Genomic DNA, 23586 nt, shown 5'->3' with positions numbered 1-23586 from the left:
ATGAAACGAATCATTATGCTCATGCTAAGTGGATTGTTCAGTATGAACAACGCCATGGCAGACGATGTGCAGACAACGCTAACGCCATCGATAGAAGCGCATGCGCCATCGTCCACGCAACAATGGTTGGAGCTACAACGCTCAGGAAAATCCGCCTCACCCCAAGCACAGCCAATCTCGGGTGAGGTGATGGATAAAGTACATAAACGCTACCTCAAGAGCTTTGAAAAACCGATTCCGGAGTTTTACGGGCATGAGACGCCGATCAGCCGCTAAGTACCAGTATCAGCGCGGCGCTATTGGGCTCGCGGGGATATTGGTTTTGCTGACGGTATTGCTGTTAACTGCCTTAGTAGTAGACAGTGGACGCCTCTGGATGCAACAAAGGCATCTGCAATCCATCGCGGACATGGCTGCCATCCATGCTTCACGCCATCTTGGCTGTAACGCCAACCTGCAAAATGTCATCCAAATGGCGCAGCTAGCGGCCAGCAATAACGGCTTTGGTGGGCAACTTTCTGCCAACCCCAATCAAGTCTTGCTAGGCAGGCTCGATACAGTACAAGGCATACGGCAGTTTACCGCTGATGGTAGCAGTGAAGCCGTTTACGTTAGAACAACAACAGAGGTGCCCAGTAGCCTGATTGCCGGCGGACTGATGGGTGGCACAGTCACCTTGCGTGCCGAGGCGGTGTCAGTAGCAGATGCACCATGGGCAGCTTTTGGTGTGGGTAGTTTTACTGTGAGTCTTAGCAGTCAACAATCCGTGCTATTGAATGGGCTGTTAGGTGGCATGCTGGGTGGGCCGCTCAACTTGGATGTGCTGAGCTATCGCGGAATCGCAGGCACCCAAATCACATTGCAAGACATGCTGGCTGTTTCTGGGCAGGTTGGCACCTTAGAGGATTTATTAGATGCCAATATGCAAGTTGCAGACTTGCTCGAACTGTTTGCCAACGCCGCAGGGCAAAGTGGTGCGGCTGATGTACAAGCAGTGTCAGCGATGCAAAGTATTGCGGCTGTAGCCGTAAAAAATGCGACGCTAAAACTAGGGGATGTACTTGCCGTGACCACGCCTGATACCAGTGCCGCTGCCACGGTAGGTCTCAATGCGTTATCACTGATTACTACGACAGCAATGATTGCCAATGGCACCAATGCCATAAACCTACCGTTGGGGATTAACCTGCCCTCCATCACCAGTATTAATGCACAAGTGACCGTCATTGAACCACCACAACTCACGGTCGGCCCTGCAGCGGGTAATGGCAATTTATGCACCATCGCGCGGACAGCACAAATCAGAACGCGGGTCGGTGTGCTAGTCAGCATTCCATTGCTTGCGCGTATTGACCTTGCGCTGAATGCAGAGGTTGCACAAGGCTCCGCCGGGCTGCGCTCCATTCAGCAAAATGGTAGCGAAACGGATGTCGAAATAGAGGCTAGCCCTGGCATTGCTGCACTCACACTCACCAATAATGCCGGGACGGGGCCAGCGAGAGTATCAACGCTGTTGAACCTACCAGTTGCAGATATTGGATTGAACCTGCCTATTCAGCCACCCACGCCACAAACGCTTGAGTATTCCGTCGCACACCCGGTGGAAGATCATTTGCCACAAACACAGTCAGTTGCCAGCCCAGTTGGCAGCAGCCTGGAAAACGCATTAGGGCAGCCTAGCGCGGTGAATGTGACTGTCTTGAGTGTATTGAATCTAGGGCTGATCAATAATGTTGTTTCTACGCTTGTCAGGCCGCTATTGTCAGAGATAGGACGGGTGTTGCTAGACCCCCTGCTCAGTCTGCTAGGTATCCGCGTGGGTGGTATGGATGTCACGCTTGATGATTTGCAATACCGTCAGGCCAGGCCCTTAGTGATATAAATCCCACACAGATTTCAAGCAGTTAAGTTAGAAAACCTAGTTACCAATCGCTATAAAATGCATTTTTTTATTCTGGGATATCTAGTCAGTGATCAGGTCTCCTACTTTTGATAGATGGTTAGCGCCGACCAAAGTGATGTGAGAGTAAATACGGTACATAAGTAGCAATCACCAGCAATGCAGCTAACAATAAAAATATCCAACGCACAGAATACCCCGTTACAAATTTTGCGGCGGGCGTTTGTGATTGAACAAATGCATAAAACTCTGGTTTATCTGTTGCTTCTATATATTGACCTTTAATTTCACTCGCCATATCTTTCAAATGTTCTACATCTAGTTTTGATAGAAAGCGATCAAACTCTGCATAAGCAACTGGCGGATCCGGATCATCTTTACTTGCATCGTTATACATAATGCCCCCACCAGCACTTTCAGCCGCGGCATCTGTACCCCAATACCCTACAAATTTGTTATTGGCGTTAAACCGTTTAATCGGCACTGGTTCATGGCCACCTACCCCCACAAAAATAACATGCTGACCAATACGCACATTGCTAATATCCAGCCGATTAATACCGTTGGCTTTAGGGGCTTCGTCGCCATCTGTAAAAAAGAGCATTTGTGCCGGGATATTTAGATACTCAAAAGTAGCCTCAGCTGCCTTTACCCCAAAAGTCATGCGGCTATTGCCACTCCACGCCATCCGCCATTCCAGATGCTCTATAGCGTCAGTAATGATATCGAAATTCGCACATACCTCTAACGGCATAAATAGCAAGGCCACATTTTCAGCAGCAAATACACCAACACTGACATAAGTACCACAAGGTGAGCTTTTCACAACCTCTTTCATGAGGTGTTGTGTGTAGGCCAGACGGCTGACTAGCTGATCATTGACCTTCATATCTTCTGCATTCATGCTTTGCGATATATCGGCAACTAACAAGTAGTTATGTACGGCTTGCTTCAGTTGTATCTGCGGCTTAATGAGCGCAAGCAACAAGAACAGTAAAGCCAACACCAACAGCGCTGTTTCATAATTTTCTTTTAACGTGGAAACAAGTTTTTTCATGGCAAACCTTGTGGCAAATTACTAATCTCCATCCCGGATGGATCTTGAGCGACTGTTTTTATATTTCCTGGAATGACGGAGAGCAATAAACTTAAGTTAAATTTGGCCTCCTGTGCATTAGGGTTTAGCTTTAACGCATGCTCATAAGAGGCTTTTGCCTGCATATAATCAAACTTTGCCTCTTCTTGAATTTCACCTTCTGCTGTCACTAACCGCTGTAAACCAGAGCGAAATAGATTGTTGGCTATATTGAAATGAATCTGTGACTTTAGATTTTGATTGATGGCAAATGTGTCTTCTTGCTGCATTTTAGGTGGTGCAAGCAACTGACCAAACCCCTGTATAGCATGTTTAAAATGGCCCGTTTTTCCTTGCTGGTAGGCATCTGAGAATTTTTTATGAAATGGGTAACTTTCATCACTTACCACTTCCCCCGAAAGTAATGCACGGTTCACTTTACCTATTTTATTGATTTGATAGCATTCATAGGCAGTGCCTAATAACCCTGCCAACAATACCAACCCTAGCAGCTGATTCTTACGATTTATTCTATTCGTCATGCATACACCCTCAAGTTTTTGATTGCTACAATAAGTAAACCCAATACAAACGCTATGATGATGAACAGCCTTGAATAATCATAGCCCGCGATTGTTTCATTGTATTTAATGGCTTTTTTCTCACGCGCATCAATATCGCTAATGGCCGATTGCAAGGTTTCAGGGTTATCTGCCTCGTAAGCTTTGTACTTAAGACCTAATGACTGAAAGTATTTGTGTAACACGATAGAGTTGGGTACGCGCGTCTCCTCATATTCTTCTTTTGTGAAAATGCTGGGCTCTCCTGGCTCACGCAACATAATCCAATAGATACTTAAACCACGGCTTTTCAAACGCTCGCTTAATAAAAATTTAACGCGCGGACTCAGCTTGCCTGCGCCATCTGAGAGCAAAATAATGGCCCTAGAACCAGAACTTTGAATTTTATCGAACAAGCCTACGGCCTCAGTCAACCCTGCACCGATATTGGTTTGGTTAAGCGATGGACTAGTAGCCGCTAGAATAGCGGCATGAATTGCATCACGATTGGTAGTGATTTTTATGCCATACAGCGCAGAGTTTGTAAACCCAACGACCCCCATCATGTCCACTGGGCGAGAATCAATAAACTGCGTGATGATGCGACGTGCAGCGTCAGATTTTATTTCCGCTGCATTGCCTGAGGAGTCTCCAGCAAAAGGGTGGTCCATACTCACACTGCGGTCGATCACCATGACTGTTTGCGCACCTTTACCTGTGCGCTGTATTTTTTCATCATGGCCACGAGGTGATGCCAAGGCAATGACAATGGTCACCAGAAGCAAGGCGGTAATGACTTTCACTGCTAGATTTAGCCTGTCTGAAAGCAAATCTTCAGGCAGCATCTCCAGCCACGTGTATATCTTACCTTGATGGCCTTTAAGCCAAAACGGCAGCAGAGCAATGGGTAAGAGCGCAAAAGCCCAAGGGTTAAGAATTTCCATTAAATGCCTCGCTCACAATCACGCAGTTGCTTACTTAATAGCACTAGATTTGTGATGATTTTTGCACTATCACGTGTTTCTACTGCGTATAAGGATTGATTGGAGTCATTAAAAAACTGCTCAATGTCATTTTTCATTTTCCTAAAACTTGGACGTAACGTGATGAACCGCTCTATATCACGTGCAAAAATATTTGCACCATAGTGCTGATTAAAGGCTTGGTGGATATAAACCAATGCCTGTTTCTCATCTTCTGTCGTTTTCACAGCGGATGTTCTGGATAAGCGCTTTAATTGTCTATGCGCTTTTGCAAAGGCGCCTCCCATGAATGGTAACCACTGACCATCGGCATTTATATACAGCAACGTGAGTAAGCTGATGATCAACATGCCAGCAAATATAGTGAGACGAGTTTGATGTGTGCTGATATCGACAAGTGGAGGCCTAAACTCTGGCTGCATACTCTTAATAGCGGTTTCAATGCCGCCAGTAACTAACGGCGAGAACCAAAAACCCCAAGCTGGTAGCGCTATTGCCATACTTTTCCCAGCACCTGTAAACGTGAATTTCTCTGCTGGCAATTGCATGACTGTTGGTGAGTTGGCGTTGATAAAAGATTGATAACTGAGGTCAACGGTATAGGTGGTGCTAGTTTTTTGTTGTTCAGTTTCTATCGTGATTGCGACCAACTCAATCCCTTTATCTTTAGTGCCTTTTTTGGGTAAAGCAGTACTGACCAGTTGGTAAGGCGCTGGCACATCAAACACAATTTTTCGGTTTAATTGATCACCAATATGCACACTATAATTTTTGCTTGGATTGCTTAGCGAGCGTATTTTTGGTTCTGATACGCTATTTTCTGCACTGACTACAGATACATTAAATACCAAGCTTGCAGCTAATAGACACGCTAGCAAATGCGCTGTATTGCGAATGGTTGCCATCAATTTTTTCATCAGGTTATATTTCATAGGTTCATATTTTGTTCAAAATAATGGGTCATGGTTTCTGGCTTGTAATCACCGTGCATAAAAAGCGCTGGGCTATCAAATTTCAAAAACAAAGCCTCCAGCGCGTGTCTACGTGCATTGAATACTGAAATAAATTTTGCTCTGACTTCAGCTCTAAAAAACAACGTACGGTTCAGGCCAGTTTCTGGGTCTATCATGGTGCCAAAGCCAAACTTGGGTAATTTTTTATACTCTTCATCGTCCCACAGCACGATTGGTATCACCTGATGTGCGGACATAGCAGTCAGTGTTTTCTCAATCAAACTCAGTGGCATGTGAAAATCTGATATCCAAAACACCAAGCCTCGGCTTTGTCCGATAAAATTAGGCACATCGTTCAAACCCTCTACCCCAACGCGCATTGTTTGATAGTGATGCAACTGCGCAATTGCTTCTTTTGATTGATGCAAGTTACGACTTAAAGGGAGCGTGAAATCTTCAAGCACATGGGTGTTGTAACCAATAAAACTGAATAAGTCGCCCGTTTGATAGGCCGAGGTTGCAACTGCTGTCGAAACCTCAATCGCTTTATCCAGCTTGCGTTGGCGCCCCTTAAATTGCATGGAACTAGATAAATCACAAACAGCATAGATCGGCGTGGTGCTCTCTTGATTAAACTGCCGTACCTGCACTTGCTCAAAAGGGTCTCGTAGCGTTTGCCTGATATCCATACGCCTTGCATCGGGGTAATCCACCAAGTTAACGTTGCCGCGATACTCCAAACCTAGACCGCGCTGAGTGCCGCGATGGTCCCCCAACTGTATGCTTGTGGATTTCCAGGAGACTACATATTCAAAAGGTTTGGCATAAGTTGGGTCTGCTGCATTACGTATAGATAAGCTCATTTGATTGCCCTATTTTTACCAGAATGGCTTAAGCCGCTTTGCTAAAAGTAGTGCTAGGCACAGCTACGGTACTCATAATATTGGCCGTGAGCTCCCTTGCCAGAGCGGTTCTACGGTTTTCATACATGGAGTTAAATACCAACCTGTGCGAAATCACTTCATGGAATACTGCATGGATATCTTCTGGAAACAGACTGTCACGTCCATTTAACCAAGCATTTACGCGCGCGGCTTTAAGCAGCATACCCATACCACGTGGACTTGCACCGTTTTGAATAACACGCAAAACATCGACACTTTCCATTGTCACGCCGAACTTCTCAGGATGTTGAGTTGCATCCCATAAATCTAGGGCATACTCTTCCAATACATCACTTGATTTGATGTGGTTTTGTAACAGGTCAGAGAAAGCATTCAGTTGATCAAATTGTAGAATCCCACTTTCAACTTGCTGAGTCAGTTTTTCTGCATGTTGGAATTTAGTATTGAAAATCAGAGATTTCTTTAAGTCACGATCCGTTGGAATTTCAATCGGAATTTCCATCATAAAACGATCGCGCGCAGCTGAAGGAATTTCAAATGTCTCATTTTTTTCTACTTGGTTACGGTCAGCAAACACAATCATGTGCGGCATGCGATATTCTTTTTTGAAAGCACTGAGATGGCGTTCTGCCATGACCCGTAACATCAGCGCATGCACTTGTGGCCGAGCACGATTAATCTCATTAAAAAAGAACACCGATAATTTTTCGCCAGCGCGCAACAGTGGGCCCTCATCAATTTGTGGGCGACCATCTGGCCCCAGAAAAGTATGGTAAATCAAGTCGTTGGGCATTAAATCGACCGTACCTTCAATACGCTCATAGGCCCCACCAATGCCACGCGCAATGGATTGCAGTAATGTCGTTTTACCTACGCCCACACCACCATCAAGCAATACATGCCCGCGTGCAAAAATGGCGATATTCATGAGCCGAATCGCTTTATCTTGGCCTACGATGACATTTTTAACTTCTTTTTCTAGCTTTAATGCATGGCTACGCCAGTCCGTTAATTGATGATCTAGTGGTGGTGACATAAATTTCCTCTGTAATCTCTAATCGTTTTGAAGGATGAATCAACCTGATTTATTGAATGACACACGACTATTCGTAGTGATGTACTGTGAGTTGCAACAAATCTTTACAGAAATGTAACAGAGTGTAATTAAATGCTGGCCATCCAGATTGAACAATTCTAGTGGTCCAGTAAAATTTGGTGTAATAATGCGTTTTAATAATCCAGAAATCTTTAGGAAGAGTAAATGTTACGCTCATGGGATCTCAAACTGCATATCACTAAAGCATCTGGCTTAGTGGTCTATTTACAAATTGCACAACAAATTATTGATGAAATTCAACGTGGACGCTTACCCCCATCCACGGCCATGCCAGGCACTAGAGAATTAGCGGAAAACCTTGGTGTCAACAGAAAGACTGTTGTGCTGGCTTATGATGAGCTGATTGCACAAGGTTGGCTGACTACAGAAAATCGGCGCGGTACATTTGTGTCAGCTAAACTCCCGCTTTTTTTAGCGCCCAATTACTTAAAGCCCAAGGTAAGCCAACTACCAACGTCTAGACTAGATCACTATGCAGAAACCATGCAGCCTAACGCTGAGCCCCATATCATTGACTTTAATGACGGCATACCGGACACACGTTTAATCCCATTTGAAACGCTATCAAAAGCTTTTAGACACGCGCTAATAGAGCCAATCAGAAGCAATAAATTGGGCTATGGTGACCCCAAAGGCGTACTGAGTTTACGTCACTCGATTGCAGAAATGCTTAACATGGAAAGAGGGTTAAGCGTAGAGGTCGACAATATATGTATTGCTCGGGGTAGCCAGATGGGGATATTTTTATCTGCACGTGTGCTAGCTAAACCAAACGAATATGTGGTGGTGGAGAGTCTGAGTTATCCTCCTGCACGTGAAGCATTCAGATCATGCGGAGCAAAAATCCTGACGGTAGGCTTAGATCGTGACGGAATCAACGTCATTGAATTGGAACAGTTATGTAAAACATATCCTATCCGCGCAATTTATGTCACCCCGCATCATCAGTTTCCGACCACGGTGATGATGACAGCAGAACGTAGATTAAAATTATTGATGTTGGCTCAACAATATGATTTTGTGATTGTTGAAGATGATTACGACCATGAATTTCATTTCCAAAATCATCCGGTGTTTCCACTTGCCAGTACTAACCATGCGGGTAGAGTCATTTATGTGGGGTCGCTTTCCAAAGTATTAGCGCCCGGCCTGCGCGTTGGCTACTTAGTCGCCTCCAAAGAAATCATCGATCAATGCGCAGCTGAAGTCATGCTTATTGATAGACAAGGCAATTCTGTGACTGAACTTGCGGTTGCCGCATTAATGGATTCCGGTGAAATCAAACGCCACATCCGACGAATCTTAAAAACATACAATGAACGCCGAAATATCTTAATAGATTTACTTCGCAGTGAATTGGGCGAGTTTGTAAACTTTGACTCGCCCAACGGGGGCTTGGCCATTTGGTTACGGTTGAATGACGGCATTGAAATTAACAAAATCGTTCAACATGCTTTGCTTGAAAAAGTAAGAGTGCTACCAGCGTCATTATTTTCAGACTCACCTCTAGACATTCATGCTATCCGGCTTGGGTTTGGCAGCCTTAATGCAGTTGAACTTACAACGGGCATTCAACGGCTAAAACGTGCTTTTGTATAAAATTTAACAACAAGCCCTATGCTGGCCTCGTGTTTAGTAAACGCTATCATGAATATAGTAAAAAAATGAGGTAGCAACGCTACCTCATTCTTATCGTTTTATCCTGCTTAGTTATTTACTCAGCTACTTCATCTAATTAGCAAACCACTATGCTTGTTTACGGCGTGCAGACAAGCCCATAATGCCTAGGCCAGCGATCATCAGCGCATAAGTCTCTGGCTCTGGTACTGCTGTAATCGTACCTGGCGAGCCAATTTCAGTCGCATCATTGACCGCAACAAACGCACCATTTTTGCCAATCACGCTCAGTGTAGAAATTGCACCGTTCAACCCTGCGGCATTATCAAACGTTTGATAAGGTGAAGTTGCGTCAGATGCGCCAAATGTCACACTGGCTTGTACTACACCACTTGCATTAAAAACATTCACTGCATCGCCCGATGTGCTCAAGCCAATACCATTACCGCTATAGTAGCCAACCAAAGGTGCTGCGCCACTACCAAACCAAGTACTGATAAACGAAGGAATTGCACTGCCGCCTGCGCTTTCAATAAAGATAACAGACTGACCGGCGCTGATGCTGGTAATCCCGTTCAGTGCCAATGCAGAAGCAAATGCATTAGAACTATCGTCGACTTTCCATCCTGAGAGATTAATGGCTGAAGTACCGGTGTTGGTCAATTCAAACCAGTCAGCCTCGTAAGGCGCATTACCGCTGCCCCATGCTGCTACCTCTGTAATGGCAACGCCCGCATTGGCCTGAAATGAAACTGTCGTCGTGAATGCTAATAATAGGTAAGGTAATGCTTTTCTCATCATGTGCTCCAATTGTTGAATGATTAAATCGATTAAGATGATTCAACAGCTGAATGTACTGCGCCAATATTACTCAGTAAGTTATAGCATCTAGTCCGCTTGGACTATAGATGCGTAACCATAGCCGTTCTTAAAGCAGATGATTTAAGCTTTCCGGCCCAAACACTTCACGGTTGATGCGGCTTGCATCCACCCCTAGTTCCACCAATGTTTTCCATTGGTCATTCATAAATGCAATCGGCCCGCAAATATAGTAATCGCCTTCCAAATCACGCTTACTCACGATTGTCTTTAAATCCATTCTGCCTTGAATGTATTGATGATCCGTCTGCTGGTTGAGAAATATAGCAAGCGCTAGCCGAGGGTTGTTCGTCTTAGCCTGCTCTATCTCACTTAAATGTGGAATGTGGTGTACCGTTCTCGCTGCGTGCGCAAACACCACTTTCCGTTTAGCTTGCTTGCTTGCCAATGTTTTTAAAATAGAAATCATAGGCGTAATGCCTACCCCCGCTGAGATCAAATGAATGGGTTCCACTTTATCTAAATCTGGCACAAATGTGCCGTAAGGGTGGCTGACATTTAACTTGCTACCGACACGCACATGCTGGTGTAGCCAATGTGAGATCATGCCATTGGGTTTAAACTCGTCGCCTTTTTCTCGCTTAACGGTAATGCGGTAACGCTGACCATCGTCCACATCCGATAAACTATACTGCCGGATTTGCCGCACATTAAGCGCATCCAGATGCACAGCCACACTCACATATTGGCCCGGTTTAAAGGTAGGTAACTTTTGATGCTGCTCCGGCTCTAAAGTAATCGCAATCATATCCTCCGTAATATGTGCTTTATGGGTCACCACCATCTGCATCCACTGCTGTTCTACACCATCATTGGCTGCGTAAAGTCGTGCCTCTGCTGCAATCAGCGCGCTAGCTAATAACCAATAGGCCTCATCCCATGCAGCCATTAACTCTGGCGTGGCTGCATCGCCCAACACTTGCTTAATGGCGCCGAGTAGATACTTGCCGACAATGGGATAGTGGTCTGGCAATATCCCAATCGACACGTGCTTATGTACTATCCGCTCTATTACTGGGGTTAACGCTGCTTGATTATCAATATTGGCTGCATAGGCAAACACAGCGGAAGCCAGCGATTGTTGTTGTGAACCATTGGCCTGATTGCCCAAGTTGAACAGGTTGTACAACTCAGGGTGCGCTGCAAGCATATTGCTATAAAACACGGTGGTAATCGCCAGCCCATGCTCTCTCAATACTGGGACACTGGCTTCGATATAGGGTTTTGCAGCAGGTGATAACATGTTGATCTCCTTTTATGTTGTATATTAAATGAAACTTTATGGTTAAAAAAAAGCAAACCGTTTCTTACCAGTTTGCATTACTTTCTATGTAGTGCAATCAGCGCAGTTTCTGTCTGATTATCCAGAATATCTTTGAGAGAATATTGATCCATTTCACGATAAAACATACTTAAACCTTTATCTAAAATATGCTTCAGATTACACACGCCTCTAATGGGGCAAACCGGGTGATTACAATCAATCAACGTCACGTGCTCTAACAGTTGCAGCACATTGCCAAGCTTGATGTCTGCGCATGGTTTAGCTAACTTCAATCCACCGTTCCGGCCTCTGGTTGCTAAGATAAATCCTAGTTTATTCAAATTGGTGACAACTTTAATCAGGTGGTTTCTCGGTGCATCAAACTTCTCTGCAATCTCACTAATCGTGATGACATGCCCTGCTTCCTCGTTGGAAAGGTACATCAGCACTCTTAAACTTAAATCGGTGAATTTATTGATCTGCATAGGTGCATCTTACATATGTTTCATATTATATGCAACATATGTAAATATAGGAAGGAGTAACATTTTAACAAAGCATACAAACATGCTTTAATCAAAAAATAAGGCGGAAAATCCGCCTTATTTGAGATTGTTTTATTCAGCAAACAAAAAGCTAATTTATTTCCAACCGCCGCCTAGTGCTTTGTACAGATCGACTATGGCAACAATCTGTTTTTGCTTGGTTTCAATCAACTCCATTTTGGCTTCCAGCGCATCACGTTGTGTCAACAGCACTTCTAAATAATCCGCTCTGGCAGATTTAAACAGCTGGTTGGCTACATCAATAGACTGTGTTAATTCATCTACCTGCTTGGTTTTAAGTTGGAAGTTTTGATCCAGATTATCGATATTAGACAACTGGGTAGCCACTTCAGCATAGGCGTTGATGATGGTTTGCTCATAATCATACGCCGCCTGAATTTGTCCCGCATTGGCATTTTTATATTGCGCAATAATCGCATTACGATTCACCAACGGTGCCATGACATCGCCAGCCAAAGACAAGGCCAAAGACTCAGGTGTGCTCAGCAAGTACTTAGGATTAAACGCTTGGAATCCTACCCCGGCCTTGATGGCAAATGAAGGATAAAAGTTGGCTTTGGCCACATCAATATTCAGACTCGCCGCTTTTAACTCCAGCTCTGCTTTGCGGATATCTGGTCTATTGGCTAACAGCTGCGACGGGATACCCGCTTGCATCAGTTTAGGTTTTAACTCCATAAACCCAATAGATGCACGTTGAATAGGCTGTGGCGTTCTACCCAGCAGAAAGTTGATGCGGTTTTCTGCCTCAACAATTTGTTGTTTGAGCACATAGCGCTTGCTTTGGTTTTTCTTCACCTCAGCCTCGTAACGTTTCACCGCTAAAGCATTGGATCTAGCGTACTTTTGCAGCTCTTTCACAATATCCAAACCGTTTTGTTGCAGCTGAATATTCTGATCCAAGTTCTCCAGCTGATTATCCAACGCGATCAGCTCGTAGTAGGCGTGCGCAATTTCCGACACCAAATTAGTCACAAGGAAATTCTTACCTTCGATGGATGCCATGTATTCCAGCGTCGCCACTTTGGTCGCATTTCTCAGTTTCTTCCAAACGTCTAGCTCCCAAGAGGAGTAGAGCCCGAACTGATAATTGCCAAGATACTTAGGAAATTTCTTACCCTCTTTGATTTCCAAGTTTTCCTCAACCGCACCGTTACGTGTGTACTGTGCAGCTTTTTCAATCTCGGCCCCGGCGCCAAAATTCACAAAAGGCAAATACTCACCTTTGCGTGCTTGGATCTCGTTCTGCGCCACACTGATGCGTTGCAACAATATATTGACCTCTTTATTGTTCACAACGCCTGTGTCTATCAAGCTAGCCAGATTAGGGTCGTCAAAAAAATCTTTCCAGTTCACATCTGCAGCGTTGGTAGTGTCCTGCGCACTAGTAGCCTGCTGTGCAGTACTCGTAAATTGCTCAGGCAGATGCGTATCCGCTTTTTTGGATATCAGCGTTGGAATGCCGCATGACTGCAACATCATGCTTAGGCACCCCAAAGCGATTAATTTTACATAGTGGTTATTTGTCTTCATCGTCATCTTCTTCTTTACTACTATAGTGATATAGCTCGGTTAATGGCTCAAACTCTTCGTGTCTGATCAATGATTTACCTTCAATCATTTTGGCAAATACGTAGTACAGACCTGGAATCAAAATCACACCAAATACGGTACCGAACAGCATGCCGCCCAACGCAGACGTACCAATTGTTCTATTGCCGACAGCACCCGCACCAGTGGCAACCACCAATGGAATGAGGCCGGCAATAAAGGCGAACGATGTCATCAAAATTGGTCTGAACCGCGCTTTAGCGCCTTCAATCGCCGCATCTTTTACCGACATGCCTTGTTCATGTTTCTGCACGGCAAACTCCACAATCAACACCGCGTTTTTACCCAGCAAGCCGACCAGCATGACCAGCCCGACCTGTGCATAAATATCATTGGCAAGCCCAAGCGTTTTAAGCAATAAGAACGAACCAAACACACCAGCAGGGAGCGATAGAATCACGGCCAATGGCAATAAGAAGCTTTCATACTGCGCAGCCAATACCATGTACACGAAAATCAATACGATGCCAAAAATCACTACCGCTTCGTTCCCACGTTGTGCCTCGTCAAATGACAACCCTTCCCAACCCACATCGTAACCATGCGGCAAGGTAGTTTTGGCCACTTCTTTTACCGCTTTAATCGCATCATCCGTGGTGTAGCCTTTGGCAGGAACTGCACGAATCGTGGCTGAGTTGTACAAGTTATAACGTGTAATCTCGTTAGGGCCTTGGATTTTTTTGAGCTTCATGAAGGCAGAATAAGGCACCATTTCACCCTCTTCATTTTTCACGTAATAATTCAGAATATCGCTTGGATAACGGCGGAATTCCGGACTGGCTTGTGTATACACTTTAAAAAAGTTATTAAAGCGAATAAAGCCTTGCTCGTAAGTACTACCAATCAAGATATTCAGGTTGTCCATGGCTTTACCGATAGACACGCCTTTTTGCATGGCTGATTTGTTGTCAATTTCTAGCTCATATTGCGGATAATTGGCAGCATAGAACGTGAATAAACCAGTCAACTCCTTGCGTTTGCCCAGGTTCGCCATAAACTCTTGGTTGATTTTGTCAAACTCATGGTAATCGGTGCCATTGGTTTTATCTAATAAACGCAAGGCCAAACCAGAAGCTGCACCATAACCAGGTACCGCTGGCGGTTCAAAATACTCAATCACAGCACCAAAGTTTTTGGTTTTTTCTTCCAACTCTTCAATAATCTGATGCACGGATTTCTTACGTTTTGACCAGTCTTTCAAGTTAATCAAACAAGTACCTGCGTTTGAACCGCGCCCTTCGGTCAGAATTTCATAGCCCGCCAGTGAAGAAACTGAGGCAACACCTTCAACCTTTTCTGCTTCTTTTTGCAAGGCACGTGCTACTTGATTTGTCGCTTCCAAGGTACTACCCGGCGGCGTTTGGATAATGGCATAGATCTGGCCTTGGTCTTCACCTGGAATAAAGCCTGCAGGTAAGGTTTTGTTCACTACAAAAGTACCAAACACAAACGCTGCCAGCGCAATAAAGGTGACTGAACGCAAGGTCACAATACTGCTTAAGAAACGCGTGTATCCACCGGTCATTTTGTCGAACATGCGGTTAAACCTGTCTAAGAAAAAGCTAATCGGCGTTCTGCTTTTCGGCTTTCCGTGATTGTTTTTCAGCAACATTGCGCACAACACCGGCGTCAGTGACAACGCAACCACGCCGGAAATCACAATAGAAGAAGCCATCGTGATCGAGAACTGGCGATAGAACACACCCACTGGCCCTGACATAAAGGCGACTGGAATAAATACCGCGGTCATCACCAAGGTAATGGCCACAATCGCACCACCGATTTCGCCCAACACTTTCTGCGTGGCACGATACGGTGTGATATGCGCATCTTCTTCAAACTTAGCATGTACGGCTTCAACCACAACAATCGCGTTATCCACCACAATACCAATCGCCAGCACCAGCGCAAACAAGGTAATCAAGTTAATGGTGATACCAAACATTTGCATACAAAAGAATGCGCCAATCAACGAAACCGGTACCGCCAAAATCGGGATCAACGTCGAGCGCCAATCGCCCAAAAAGATAAATACAACCAAGGCCACCAAAATAAATGCCTCTACTAAGGTGTGTAATACTTTGTCAATCGAAGCATCCAAGAACTTAGAAACGTCGTAATCAATTTCGTATTCCATGCCTTCTGGGAAAGAAGTTTTCAGCTCTTTCATTTTGGCTTTCACTTGCTCAATCACCTCACTCGCATTACTACCGTAGTTCTGCTTCAAGATAATGGCAGATGACGGGAGGCCATCTTTATTGGAGTAAATATCAAAGAACTCACTGCCCAACTCCACTTTGGCCAAATCCTTCAGTTTTAGGATTTCCCCTTCTGAATTGGCACGGATAATAATGTTTTCGTATTCTTCCGGCTTGTTGTAGCGACCTTTGTATACCAATACATATTCTTTAGATTGCGCAGAAATACCGGAACTTTGCCCTAAACGACCAGGACGTCCAATAATGCTTTGTTCGCTAATCGCTTTCATCACATCTTCAATGGATATTTTGTAAGCGCGCATGCGGTCTGGGTTTAACCAAATACGCATCGCATATTGGCGGCTACCCAAAATCTTGGCACTGGCAATCCCGTTCACACGTTGTATCTCTGGAATCACGTTGACGTTGGCATAGTTGTATAAAAACTTTTCGTCCGCGTTCTTATCTTTACTAAACAAGTTGATGTACATCAGCATACTTGGCTGCACACGCTCAACCACTACACCCTCTAACTGCACCAATTCTGGCAGGCGGCTCATCACTTGGTCGATACGCGTTTTCACGTTAATCATGGCCTGATTGGGGTCTGTACCCAAGGCAAAAATCACCTGAATGGTCGCTTCACCGGCACTGGTGGCGTCAGACACAATGTATTTCATGCCCGGCACACCGTTAATGGCACGCTCAATGGTAATGAGCGAAGACTGCACCAATACATCGGCACTTGCCCCGGGGTAAGCCAGTGACACAATCACGCGTGGCGGCGCAATATCTGGGAACTGTGAAGTTGCCAGCGTACGGATGGATAAAAATCCTAAAAAGACGATGAGCAGCGATAACACAATCGCCAACACCGGCCTTTTGATAAAAATATTCAGCATAATGTAGGTACTCTCTGTGTACTTTCTGCGCGACTATTCTGCGTAAAGGTTGAGTGATGCCATGGCTTTCTCCGGCGCTTGATAATTGACCTCGATCTCTTCACCGCTATGTACACGGCGTAAACCTTCTAACAAAATTCTGTCTTTGTCTTTGAGGCCAGATTTCACAATAAACACGTGCGGCTGTTCGGCAGCAATTGTGATTAACCGTTGCTCTAGCTTGTTGTCTTTATTCACCACATATACATAGGTTTTGTCGAGAATTTCAAACGTAGCTTTTTGCGGAATCATCAAGGCATTTTTATACGGCTTAGCCATTAAGATATTGCCGGTTTGCCCGTGCCTGAGTACCTTATTAGGGTTGGGGAAAGTGGCTCTGAATTCGATATTACCGGTTTTGTTGTCAAAATCCGCTTCGATAGTTTCCACCACGCCAGCTTGGTCAAACACCTCGCCATTGGCCATTCTCAACTGTACTTTTGTGGAAGACTGATCGCCCTTATTAGCTTTGTAGTCCAAATACTCGGCCTCTGGCACATTAAAATACACCCACATTTTGCTGATGTCAGACAATGTGGTGAGCAAATCACCTTCATCCACCAAGCTGCCGTTTCTGGCGTTGAGGTGATCCATAATGCCACCGAATGGCGCATTGATATTGGTAAAGCCCAAATGCGTCTCAGCCAACTTCACTTCGGCATACGCTTTATCCTGCTTGGCTTTTGCGAGTGCTAGCTCATTGGCGGAAACAATATTCTTTTCGGCCAGTGCTTTGGTATTTTGATATTCGATGGAAACCACATCGGCCTCAGCCTTGGCCTTCAGCAAATCAGATTGATAGATATTAGGCATGATCTTGAACATGGGCTGGCCTTGCGTCACCGTTTGCCCTTCATCTACAAAAATACTTTGTAGATAGCCTTTTTCTAACGCCCTTAATTCGATGTGTCTGTACGCATGTATTTGGCACACGTACTCTTTGGTAATGACAGTATCTTTGCGTAGTGGTGAACTGACCTGAAGCTTGGGGGCCTCTTCTTTTGGTGCCTCTGTCTTGTGGCAACCGTTTAACAACACGATCGTCGTTAAGCCTAAAACTGTAACTAATTTATTGATCATAAGTGTGCGTAATGCCTGTAAAAATATAAAAGAAGTGATAACACGATTGATATTTTGAGCGCATATACCTTACATGGTGCTTACAACACGACAATCATTAGCCAAGGTGCAGCAGATGGTATTTCGCTGAAATATCAATCTAACGCGTTGCTTGGGCGCACATCGATTACCGTTAACCCGTCACATCTGAATATCTTTTTGAATATCACAGATGTCCGGATAACACCTTGTATTGCGGCTAGCAACACAGCTGGTATTGAATAAGGCAATCAAATGAGGGAGCGCACCTTGGTGATGTGATGCACTCTTAGGCAAAACGCGTAGAAGCGAAATTAAAGCGGGGGAGAACGAGGACGGATATGGTGTAAAAAAGAATAACGTGCAATACGCTTGCTGCGAAACAGCACCAGCGTGATGAACGTTTTGATGCTAAGAATTAAGACACTGCTGAGTATGGCAGCGGGCGTATAGCCATCATACTGCGGCAACTCACCATCGCCGGAAATCTCTTGTATTTCAGCCACGCGCACTCGCGCGGTATCATCACTGTAGGAGGTTTTTTCTGAATAATGCGAGAACACCGCCAATCCAAGTACACTAATCAGCGCTGTTAATATTAACAGTCTGATTTGGAGTGTCACTGAATTGAAGTTGTGCTTCATATAGGCTTTAACAAGGGGTTATTTACGCAGAATTCCAGTTATCGCTTGCAATCAAGTACTTGCTTATTTCGCAAGTGGTTGCAAACCGGACCGTATGCTATCTGAAATAAACTGTTCTTACAATGATGCATTGAAAGCCATCCACATGCAGTTGACAATACGTCAATTGCCTTAGTTCATTGCCTTGCTTGGTTCAACACCTTGGTTCAATACCTTAGTGCATTGCCCTAGCTCAACGATGATGGCTGCTTACGTAAAAACGCTTCAAATGCTTCCACTGTCAATGGCCGGCTAAAGTAGTAGCCTTGCACTTCATCACAGTTCTGCGTTTGTAAGAAAGCTAACTGACCGGCAGTCTCCACCCCTTCTGCAATTGTTTTTAAACCGAGGCTGCGTGCCATATTAATAATGGCCGTGACAATCGCCTTATCTTCTTCGTCTGTGCTGATGTCACGTACAAACGATTGGTCAATTTTAAGCTTATAGACCTTGAATTTTTTAAGATGGCTCAATGAAGAGTAACCGGTGCCAAAATCATCAATCGACATACGTACGCCTCGCGCGTGTAGCGCATCCATCAATGCAATAGCGCCTTGTGGATCAGCCAATGCTACGCCTTCGGTCAGCTCCAATTCTAGATATTCCGGCGGTAAGCCTTCTTCTTCCAAAATGCGCGTCACCAAATCTGGCAAATTCGGATCACGGAACTGCACAACCGATAAGTTAACTGCCATCACCAGCGGTGAAAAACCATCTTGTAACCAGTGCTTGGCTTGACGCACCGATTGCCTGAGCACCCATTCACCTATCGGCAAGATAACACCACTGGCCTCAGCCACTGGGATAAACTCAGAAGGCATGACCAACCCAAACTCAGGATGATGCCAACGTAGCAATGCTTCGGCGCCAATAACACACTGGCCTTTGAGCGACATCTGCGGCTGGTAATGCACTTCCAACTGGTTCAACTCTACCGCCTGCCGCAACGCACTGGCCAATAAAAGATTACGTGCCGATTGGCTTTGCATTTTGGCCGTATAGAAACGATAGCCGTTGCGGTTTTCTTGCTTGGCTTTATACATCGCCACATCAGCATTTCGCAGCAAGGTTTCTAGATCCATACCATCATTGGGATACAGCGCTATGCCTATAGAAGCCGTGACTGATAGTTGGTGATTTTCAATCAGCATCGGCCGATCTATCACCTGCAATAGCTTTTGGGCTACCTGTGCCGCCGCATATTCGTCCGAATTAGGCAACATAAAGATGAACTCATCGCCGCCCAAACGTGAGACGGTATCTTCTTCACGTAAAATTGATTTCAAGCGTTTAGCAAGTTCAAGCAATAACAAATCGCCAATGCTATGCCCTAAGGTATCGTTGACATCTTTAAAGTGATCAATATCTAAGAACATGATCGCAATTTTTTCATGCGTGCGATGGGTCAAACTAATAGAGTATTTCACACGCTCATGTAACTGGTTGCGATTTGGCAATCCGGTCAAGGCGTCATGATTAGCGAGATATTGGATACGTGCTTCAGATTTTTTACGCTCGGTAATGTCTCGTATAAATGAGCTAAAAAACACTTCATTACCACGGTTCACTTGTGCAATCGACATCTCTACCGGAAACTCTGTGCCATCTCGCCGTATGGCGATGATTTCGATAAGTTGCCCGATGATTTTACTTTCGCCCGTGGTCAATAAGCGCTGCATACCTTTGGCATGCGCCTCACGATACTGCGGTGGCACAATTAAGTCACCCAATGGCCTGCCTACAGCCTCTTCGCGACGATAACCAAAAATCTTTTCTGCAGCGCCACTCCACTCACTGATTAAGCCATTGACGCCCATATTAATGACGGCATCTAGGGAGTTTTCCAACATCAAGCGAAAACTTTCTTCGCTATGCGCTAAATGTTCTCGATACAACTCACGCTCAACCTCTACCGTAAAGCGGTCTAACGCATAATCAATATCCGATGCCATTTCCTCAAGCAACTTACGCGCACTATCATCAAACGCATCGATTTCTGCAGAGTACAACGTAAATGCGCCAATCACCTTGCCACGCTTATGTAGTGGCAAACAAGCACACGACCCCCAACCAAACTTCTCGGCATGCTGATGCCAAGGCACAGTGGCCGGGTCGCGCATAAAGTCTTGACACCAATAGGCACGGTCTTCTCTTAGCACCTGACCAATGGGGCCGCCCCCAGCAGGGTGATGCCTATCGATAGACACTTGCAGCCCTTCCAAGTACTCAACGCCTTCTCCATAACAGGCAATTGGCATGACTTGGCTATCCTGGCTATGCGTATCCACCAAACCTATCCAAGCCATTTTGACACCACCAAACGTCACCGCCACATTGCATATTTGCGGGAACAATTCGGACTCGTTATTGCAACGCACAATAGCCTGATTACATTGACTTAAAGCAGCATACAACTGCGTGAGTCGCTCATTATGGATTCTCGCAGCCTTTTCTTCGGCATCTATCTTTGCTAAATTCACTTGCGTTTCAGATAACCAACCCATGACGCTTCCTGCCTTATCCTCCGGTACAGGAATCGGCGTATGAATATCGCCTCTGCCTAATCGCGCAATATGCTCATGCAAGGCGTCAACAGAAGTCCCCAAGGTGTTACCAAGCAAGCGGTAAGTACGCCACAGCATCCATAGCTGCACCACGCCAAACAAAATAAACATCCACCTGAAATACTTTGCCGCTTGCATCGCTTGGTTAACTGCAGTTTGCGTACGCTTGTCTACCATTTGATTCAACGCGTCAATCGGCCGCATGACATTGGCTTTGCCTTGCATATAAGCGTCGTTATATAACATTTGCACTGCTTGTGCTTTGCTGTCGGGGTTATTCGGATTGGCTTCCACCAAAGCCATCGCATCCAACTCCAACTTGACCAAGAAATCAGAATTATCTTTGGCTTCTGTCAATTTAGAAAACTCTGCGTCAGTAAAACCCTGCTCTCGCATCAGTTGTAATAATGGGATTTTTTTTTGACTATAGGGGCGTGGGCGCTGGTCGTTCTTCAACACTAAATCCCAGTATATCCCTTGGTAATTTACCGGACGCGGCGCATCCCCATTGCGAATATCGACAATTTCTTGAAAGTACTTTTTATAATCCGGGTTGCCCGTGAGTACGTAAGCACGCACCATACGGGTAAGGTCTTCCGATGATTGACGTAACTCTTCTGCCAACTTAAAGGAATTCACGCGCAACGCGTTGACACTGTCCACTTTTTTCTCTGCGTACACATACACAGAGAATGCAATGACCACAAAAACAAACCAGATCAGTGTCAGTAAAATGTTGCGTGAAAATGATGAAAGATTTTTCATAAGCCGATCAGTACCCCATCACATCTCTCTCATGGTGAATCTTGTTAAGCCACTTTACTCTATATTCCATGGATTCAAAAGCGAGGTGAGATGCAAAATATGGGGTTGTTTCTCGCATTCAAGCATCCCCCCTACATGACTCTAGGTATTGAGCCACAAGCTCAACACCAAATCGGGGCGGCTTTACTTGAATACGAAGTTATATACCAGTGAAAACTACATGCCTGTGTAAGTCGGGCCGCTGCCACCTTCCGGCGGTACCCATACAATATTCTGGGTGGGGTCTTTAATATCGCAAGTTTTACAATGGATGCAGTTCTGCGCGTTAATCTGCAATACCGGTGCTGATGCTTGCTGCACAATTTCATACACACCAGCTGGGCAGTACCTTTGCTCAGGCGCATCATAGGTTGCCAAATTAATACGAATGGGCACAGTGTTATCTAGTAGCTGTAAGTGACAAGGCTGGTTCGCCTCATGCGCAATATTGCTTAAACTAATGGAAGTCAATCGATCGAAGCTATACACACCATCTGGTTTTGGATAAGAGATGACGGGCATTGTGTTGGCTGGCTGTGTGCACGTATGATCGGCCTGCTGATGCTGTAAGGTCCACGGTAAACGCACGTGCAGTGCGCGCAACCACATCTCCATACCGCCCATCAGCATGCCACCCCAACTCCCCAGTTTAGATAACCAAGGTTTTACATTACGCACGGCATCCAAATCTTGCCATACCCAAGAATCTTGCAACGCTTGCGGATAGGCATGCAATAAACGTTCACCCGCCGTATTTGGCGATTGAATAGCATCCAATACAGCCTCTGCGGCAAGCATGCCGGACTTCATTGCGTTATGACTGCCTTTGATGCGTGGCACATTCACCATGCCAGCACTGCAGCCAATCAAGGCACCGCCCGGAAAAATCAATTTAGGCAATGACTGTAGGCCACCTTCGCTAATCGCTCTAGCACCATAGCTTAATCGTTTACCCTCTTTTAATAGTGCCTTGACGGCCGGATGCGTTTTAAAGCGCTGAAATTCTTCAAACGGAGATAAATGTGGATTGGTGTAATCCAAATGCACAACAAAGCCTATCGAGACCAATTGCTCGCCGTAGTGGTAGATAAACGAGCCGCCGCCAGTATCTGCGTTGAGTGGCCAGCCCAAACTGTGCTGCACTAGCCCTGGCTGATGTTGTTCCACGTGCACACGCCATATTTCTTTAAAGCCCAATCCATATTTCTGTGGCGATGCTGTTTTACGTAGATCAAACTTGGTTTCTAACTCACGTGTCAGCGAACCACGCACACCTTCAGCAATCAGTGTGTACGCAGCTCTGATTTCAATGCCTAGTGTAAATTGTGCAGTCGGTTCGCCCTGTGCATCACGCCCCATATCGCCAGTGATAATCCCCACCACTGCGCCGCTCTCATCGTACAACATAGATTGCGCAGCAAAGCCCGCATAAATTTCCACGCCAAGTGCTTCAGCTTGCTCGCCCAACCAACGACAAACATCGCCAAGGCTCACAATATAGTTACCGTGGTTTTTCATCAGCGGTGGTAATAGCCAGTGTGGAATCGTCCAGTGCTTGGTTTTACCCAAAATCAAGAATTGATCATCCTGCACCGCAGTTTTCAGTGGTGCACCTTTCTCTTGCCAATCGGGAATCAACTCATTCAGTGCAATGGGATCGATGACGGCGCCGGACATGATATGCGCACCGACTTCTGACGCTTTTTCAAGTACACACACACTGACTTCTTGCCCTTGTTGTTGTGCCAGCTGCTTGATCTTAATCGCAGCCGATAGCCCTGCGGGGCCTGCACCGACAATCAGCACATCATAATTCATCACATCACGTTCCATCGCTGTTCCTTATTTCTATATCCGTATTTCTATCA

At 45.3% G+C, this 23586-nt stretch carries 19 protein-coding genes; 4 read left to right on the top strand and 15 right to left on the bottom strand.

The annotated features are described in order from the left end of the window. Together A3Q3_RS0111860 and A3Q3_RS0111855 are read left to right on the top strand one after the other, a co-directional pair. On the top strand, positions 1-276 hold the full coding sequence (locus A3Q3_RS0111860) for a DUF3613 domain-containing protein (protein WP_020183807.1): 276 nt from the start codon (positions 1-3) through the stop codon (positions 274-276). Further along, positions 254-1882 carry a pilus assembly protein TadG-related protein gene (locus tag A3Q3_RS0111855; RefSeq protein ID WP_020183806.1) on the top strand — a complete coding sequence of 543 codons (1629 nt, stop codon included), beginning with the start codon at positions 254-256 and terminating at the stop codon, positions 1880-1882. Before A3Q3_RS0111860 ends, A3Q3_RS0111855 begins: the two co-directional genes overlap by 23 nt. Positions 1883-2000: 118 nt before the next feature. On the opposite strand, the gene A3Q3_RS0111850 is transcribed toward A3Q3_RS0111855, so the two are convergent. From A3Q3_RS0111850 to A3Q3_RS0111825, 6 genes are read right to left on the bottom strand one after another with little or no spacing between them, the layout of a single operon-like run. After that, positions 2001-2957 carry a vWA domain-containing protein gene (locus tag A3Q3_RS0111850; RefSeq protein ID WP_020183805.1) on the bottom strand — a complete coding sequence of 319 codons (957 nt, stop codon included), beginning with the start codon at positions 2955-2957 and terminating at the stop codon, positions 2001-2003. Then, positions 2954-3517 carry a hypothetical protein gene (locus A3Q3_RS0111845; RefSeq protein WP_020183804.1) on the bottom strand — a complete coding sequence of 188 codons (564 nt, stop codon included), beginning with the start codon at positions 3515-3517 and terminating at the stop codon, positions 2954-2956. Before A3Q3_RS0111845 ends, A3Q3_RS0111850 begins: the two co-directional genes overlap by 4 nt. Next, positions 3514-4479, bottom strand: a complete 966-nt coding sequence (locus tag A3Q3_RS0111840) for a VWA domain-containing protein (RefSeq protein WP_020183803.1) — start codon at positions 4477-4479, stop codon at positions 3514-3516. Before A3Q3_RS0111840 ends, A3Q3_RS0111845 begins: the two co-directional genes overlap by 4 nt. After that, positions 4479-5423, bottom strand: a complete 945-nt coding sequence (locus tag A3Q3_RS0111835) for a hypothetical protein (RefSeq protein WP_232418418.1) — start codon at positions 5421-5423, stop codon at positions 4479-4481. The genes A3Q3_RS0111840 and A3Q3_RS0111835 overlap by 1 nt, the downstream gene beginning before the upstream one ends. A 23-nt stretch (positions 5424-5446) precedes the next feature. Further along, positions 5447-6334: a DUF58 domain-containing protein gene (locus A3Q3_RS0111830; RefSeq protein WP_020183801.1), complete on the bottom strand. Its 888-nt coding sequence runs from the start codon at positions 6332-6334 to the stop codon at positions 5447-5449. A gap of 28 nt (positions 6335-6362) precedes the next feature. Continuing rightward, positions 6363-7412 carry a MoxR family ATPase gene (locus A3Q3_RS0111825; protein WP_020183800.1) on the bottom strand — a complete coding sequence of 350 codons (1050 nt, stop codon included), beginning with the start codon at positions 7410-7412 and terminating at the stop codon, positions 6363-6365. Positions 7413-7637: 225 nt separating this feature from the next. Between A3Q3_RS0111825 and A3Q3_RS0111820 the strand changes: the two genes are divergently transcribed. Then, the gene (locus A3Q3_RS0111820) at positions 7638-9092 is read left to right on the top strand and encodes a PLP-dependent aminotransferase family protein (RefSeq protein ID WP_020183799.1); all 1455 of its coding nucleotides are present in this window, start codon (positions 7638-7640) and stop codon (positions 9090-9092) included. Between the two features lie 147 nt (positions 9093-9239). Here the strand turns inward: A3Q3_RS0111820 and A3Q3_RS0111815 are convergent, their stop codons facing one another. From A3Q3_RS0111815 to A3Q3_RS0111790, 6 genes are all read right to left on the bottom strand, one after another. After that, entirely contained in the window at positions 9240-9911 is a 672-nt protein-coding gene (locus tag A3Q3_RS0111815; protein WP_232418416.1) for a lamin tail domain-containing protein, read from the bottom strand. 127 nt (positions 9912-10038) lie between these two features. Next, positions 10039-11232, bottom strand: coding sequence for a globin domain-containing protein (locus A3Q3_RS0111810; protein ID WP_020183797.1), 1194 nt, complete (start codon positions 11230-11232; stop codon positions 10039-10041). Positions 11233-11309: 77 nt separating this feature from the next. Then, positions 11310-11738 carry an Rrf2 family transcriptional regulator gene (locus A3Q3_RS0111805; protein ID WP_020183796.1) on the bottom strand — a complete coding sequence of 143 codons (429 nt, stop codon included), beginning with the start codon at positions 11736-11738 and terminating at the stop codon, positions 11310-11312. Positions 11739-11894: 156 nt separating this feature from the next. Beyond that, the gene (locus A3Q3_RS0111800) at positions 11895-13352 is read right to left on the bottom strand and encodes a TolC family protein (protein ID WP_026361904.1); all 1458 of its coding nucleotides are present in this window, start codon (positions 13350-13352) and stop codon (positions 11895-11897) included. After that, positions 13339-16530 (bottom strand): efflux RND transporter permease subunit, encoded by a 3192-nt coding sequence (locus tag A3Q3_RS0111795; protein ID WP_020183794.1) that lies wholly within the window; start codon positions 16528-16530, stop codon positions 13339-13341. The genes A3Q3_RS0111800 and A3Q3_RS0111795 overlap by 14 nt, the downstream gene beginning before the upstream one ends. Positions 16531-16563: 33 nt before the next feature. After that, positions 16564-17649, bottom strand: a complete 1086-nt coding sequence (locus A3Q3_RS0111790) for an efflux RND transporter periplasmic adaptor subunit (RefSeq protein WP_020183793.1) — start codon at positions 17647-17649, stop codon at positions 16564-16566. 54 nt (positions 17650-17703) lie between these two features. Here A3Q3_RS0111790 and A3Q3_RS0111785 point away from each other — a divergent pair, with 54 nt between their 5' ends. Continuing rightward, positions 17704-17913 (top strand): hypothetical protein, encoded by a 210-nt coding sequence (locus tag A3Q3_RS0111785; protein ID WP_020183792.1) that lies wholly within the window; start codon positions 17704-17706, stop codon positions 17911-17913. A 68-nt stretch (positions 17914-17981) separates the two neighbouring features. On the opposite strand, the gene A3Q3_RS0111780 is transcribed toward A3Q3_RS0111785, so the two are convergent. The 3 genes from A3Q3_RS0111780 to A3Q3_RS0111765 form a co-directional block, all read right to left on the bottom strand. Continuing rightward, positions 17982-18311, bottom strand: coding sequence for a hypothetical protein (locus A3Q3_RS0111780; protein WP_020183791.1), 330 nt, complete (start codon positions 18309-18311; stop codon positions 17982-17984). A gap of 227 nt (positions 18312-18538) precedes the next feature. Then, complete coding sequence (locus A3Q3_RS0111775) at positions 18539-21679, bottom strand: EAL domain-containing protein (protein ID WP_020183790.1); 3141 nt, start codon at positions 21677-21679, stop codon at positions 18539-18541. 216 nt (positions 21680-21895) lie between these two features. After that, positions 21896-23551, bottom strand: coding sequence for an electron transfer flavoprotein-ubiquinone oxidoreductase (locus A3Q3_RS0111765; protein WP_020183788.1), 1656 nt, complete (start codon positions 23549-23551; stop codon positions 21896-21898). Positions 23552-23586 lie beyond the last annotated feature (35 nt).

The organism is Methylotenera sp. 1P/1 (assembly GCF_000384355.1).
GTDB lineage: Bacteria > Pseudomonadota > Gammaproteobacteria > Burkholderiales > Methylophilaceae > Methylophilus.
The sequence above is the reverse complement of the archived record's forward strand: the minus strand, read 5'-3'. Positions and strand labels throughout refer to the sequence as shown.

What these genes read in the sequence shown, in the direction of transcription:
- A3Q3_RS0111860 (WP_020183807.1), top strand. Translation starts at nt 1, where the DNA reads ATGAAACGAATCATTATGCTCATGCTAAGTGGATTGTTCAGTATGAAC.
- A3Q3_RS0111855 (WP_020183806.1), top strand. Translation starts at nt 254, where the DNA reads ATGAGACGCCGATCAGCCGCTAAGTACCAGTATCAGCGCGGCGCTATT.
- A3Q3_RS0111850 (WP_020183805.1), bottom strand. Translation starts at nt 2,957, where the DNA reads ATGAAAAAACTTGTTTCCACGTTAAAAGAAAATTATGAAACAGCGCTG.
- A3Q3_RS0111845 (WP_020183804.1), bottom strand. Translation starts at nt 3,517, where the DNA reads ATGACGAATAGAATAAATCGTAAGAATCAGCTGCTAGGGTTGGTATTG.
- A3Q3_RS0111840 (WP_020183803.1), bottom strand. Translation starts at nt 4,479, where the DNA reads ATGGAAATTCTTAACCCTTGGGCTTTTGCGCTCTTACCCATTGCTCTG.
- A3Q3_RS0111835 (WP_232418418.1), bottom strand. Translation starts at nt 5,423, where the DNA reads ATGGCAACCATTCGCAATACAGCGCATTTGCTAGCGTGTCTATTAGCT.
- A3Q3_RS0111830 (WP_020183801.1), bottom strand. Translation starts at nt 6,334, where the DNA reads ATGAGCTTATCTATACGTAATGCAGCAGACCCAACTTATGCCAAACCT.
- A3Q3_RS0111825 (WP_020183800.1), bottom strand. Translation starts at nt 7,412, where the DNA reads ATGTCACCACCACTAGATCATCAATTAACGGACTGGCGTAGCCATGCA.
- A3Q3_RS0111820 (WP_020183799.1), top strand. Translation starts at nt 7,638, where the DNA reads ATGTTACGCTCATGGGATCTCAAACTGCATATCACTAAAGCATCTGGC.
- A3Q3_RS0111815 (WP_232418416.1), bottom strand. Translation starts at nt 9,911, where the DNA reads ATGATGAGAAAAGCATTACCTTACCTATTATTAGCATTCACGACGACA.
- A3Q3_RS0111810 (WP_020183797.1), bottom strand. Translation starts at nt 11,232, where the DNA reads ATGTTATCACCTGCTGCAAAACCCTATATCGAAGCCAGTGTCCCAGTA.
- A3Q3_RS0111805 (WP_020183796.1), bottom strand. Translation starts at nt 11,738, where the DNA reads ATGCAGATCAATAAATTCACCGATTTAAGTTTAAGAGTGCTGATGTAC.
- A3Q3_RS0111800 (WP_026361904.1), bottom strand. Translation starts at nt 13,352, where the DNA reads ATGAAGACAAATAACCACTATGTAAAATTAATCGCTTTGGGGTGCCTA.
- A3Q3_RS0111795 (WP_020183794.1), bottom strand. Translation starts at nt 16,530, where the DNA reads ATGCTGAATATTTTTATCAAAAGGCCGGTGTTGGCGATTGTGTTATCG.
- A3Q3_RS0111790 (WP_020183793.1), bottom strand. Translation starts at nt 17,649, where the DNA reads ATGATCAATAAATTAGTTACAGTTTTAGGCTTAACGACGATCGTGTTG.
- A3Q3_RS0111780 (WP_020183791.1), bottom strand. Translation starts at nt 18,311, where the DNA reads ATGAAGCACAACTTCAATTCAGTGACACTCCAAATCAGACTGTTAATA.
- A3Q3_RS0111775 (WP_020183790.1), bottom strand. Translation starts at nt 21,679, where the DNA reads ATGAAAAATCTTTCATCATTTTCACGCAACATTTTACTGACACTGATC.
- A3Q3_RS0111765 (WP_020183788.1), bottom strand. Translation starts at nt 23,551, where the DNA reads ATGGAACGTGATGTGATGAATTATGATGTGCTGATTGTCGGTGCAGGC.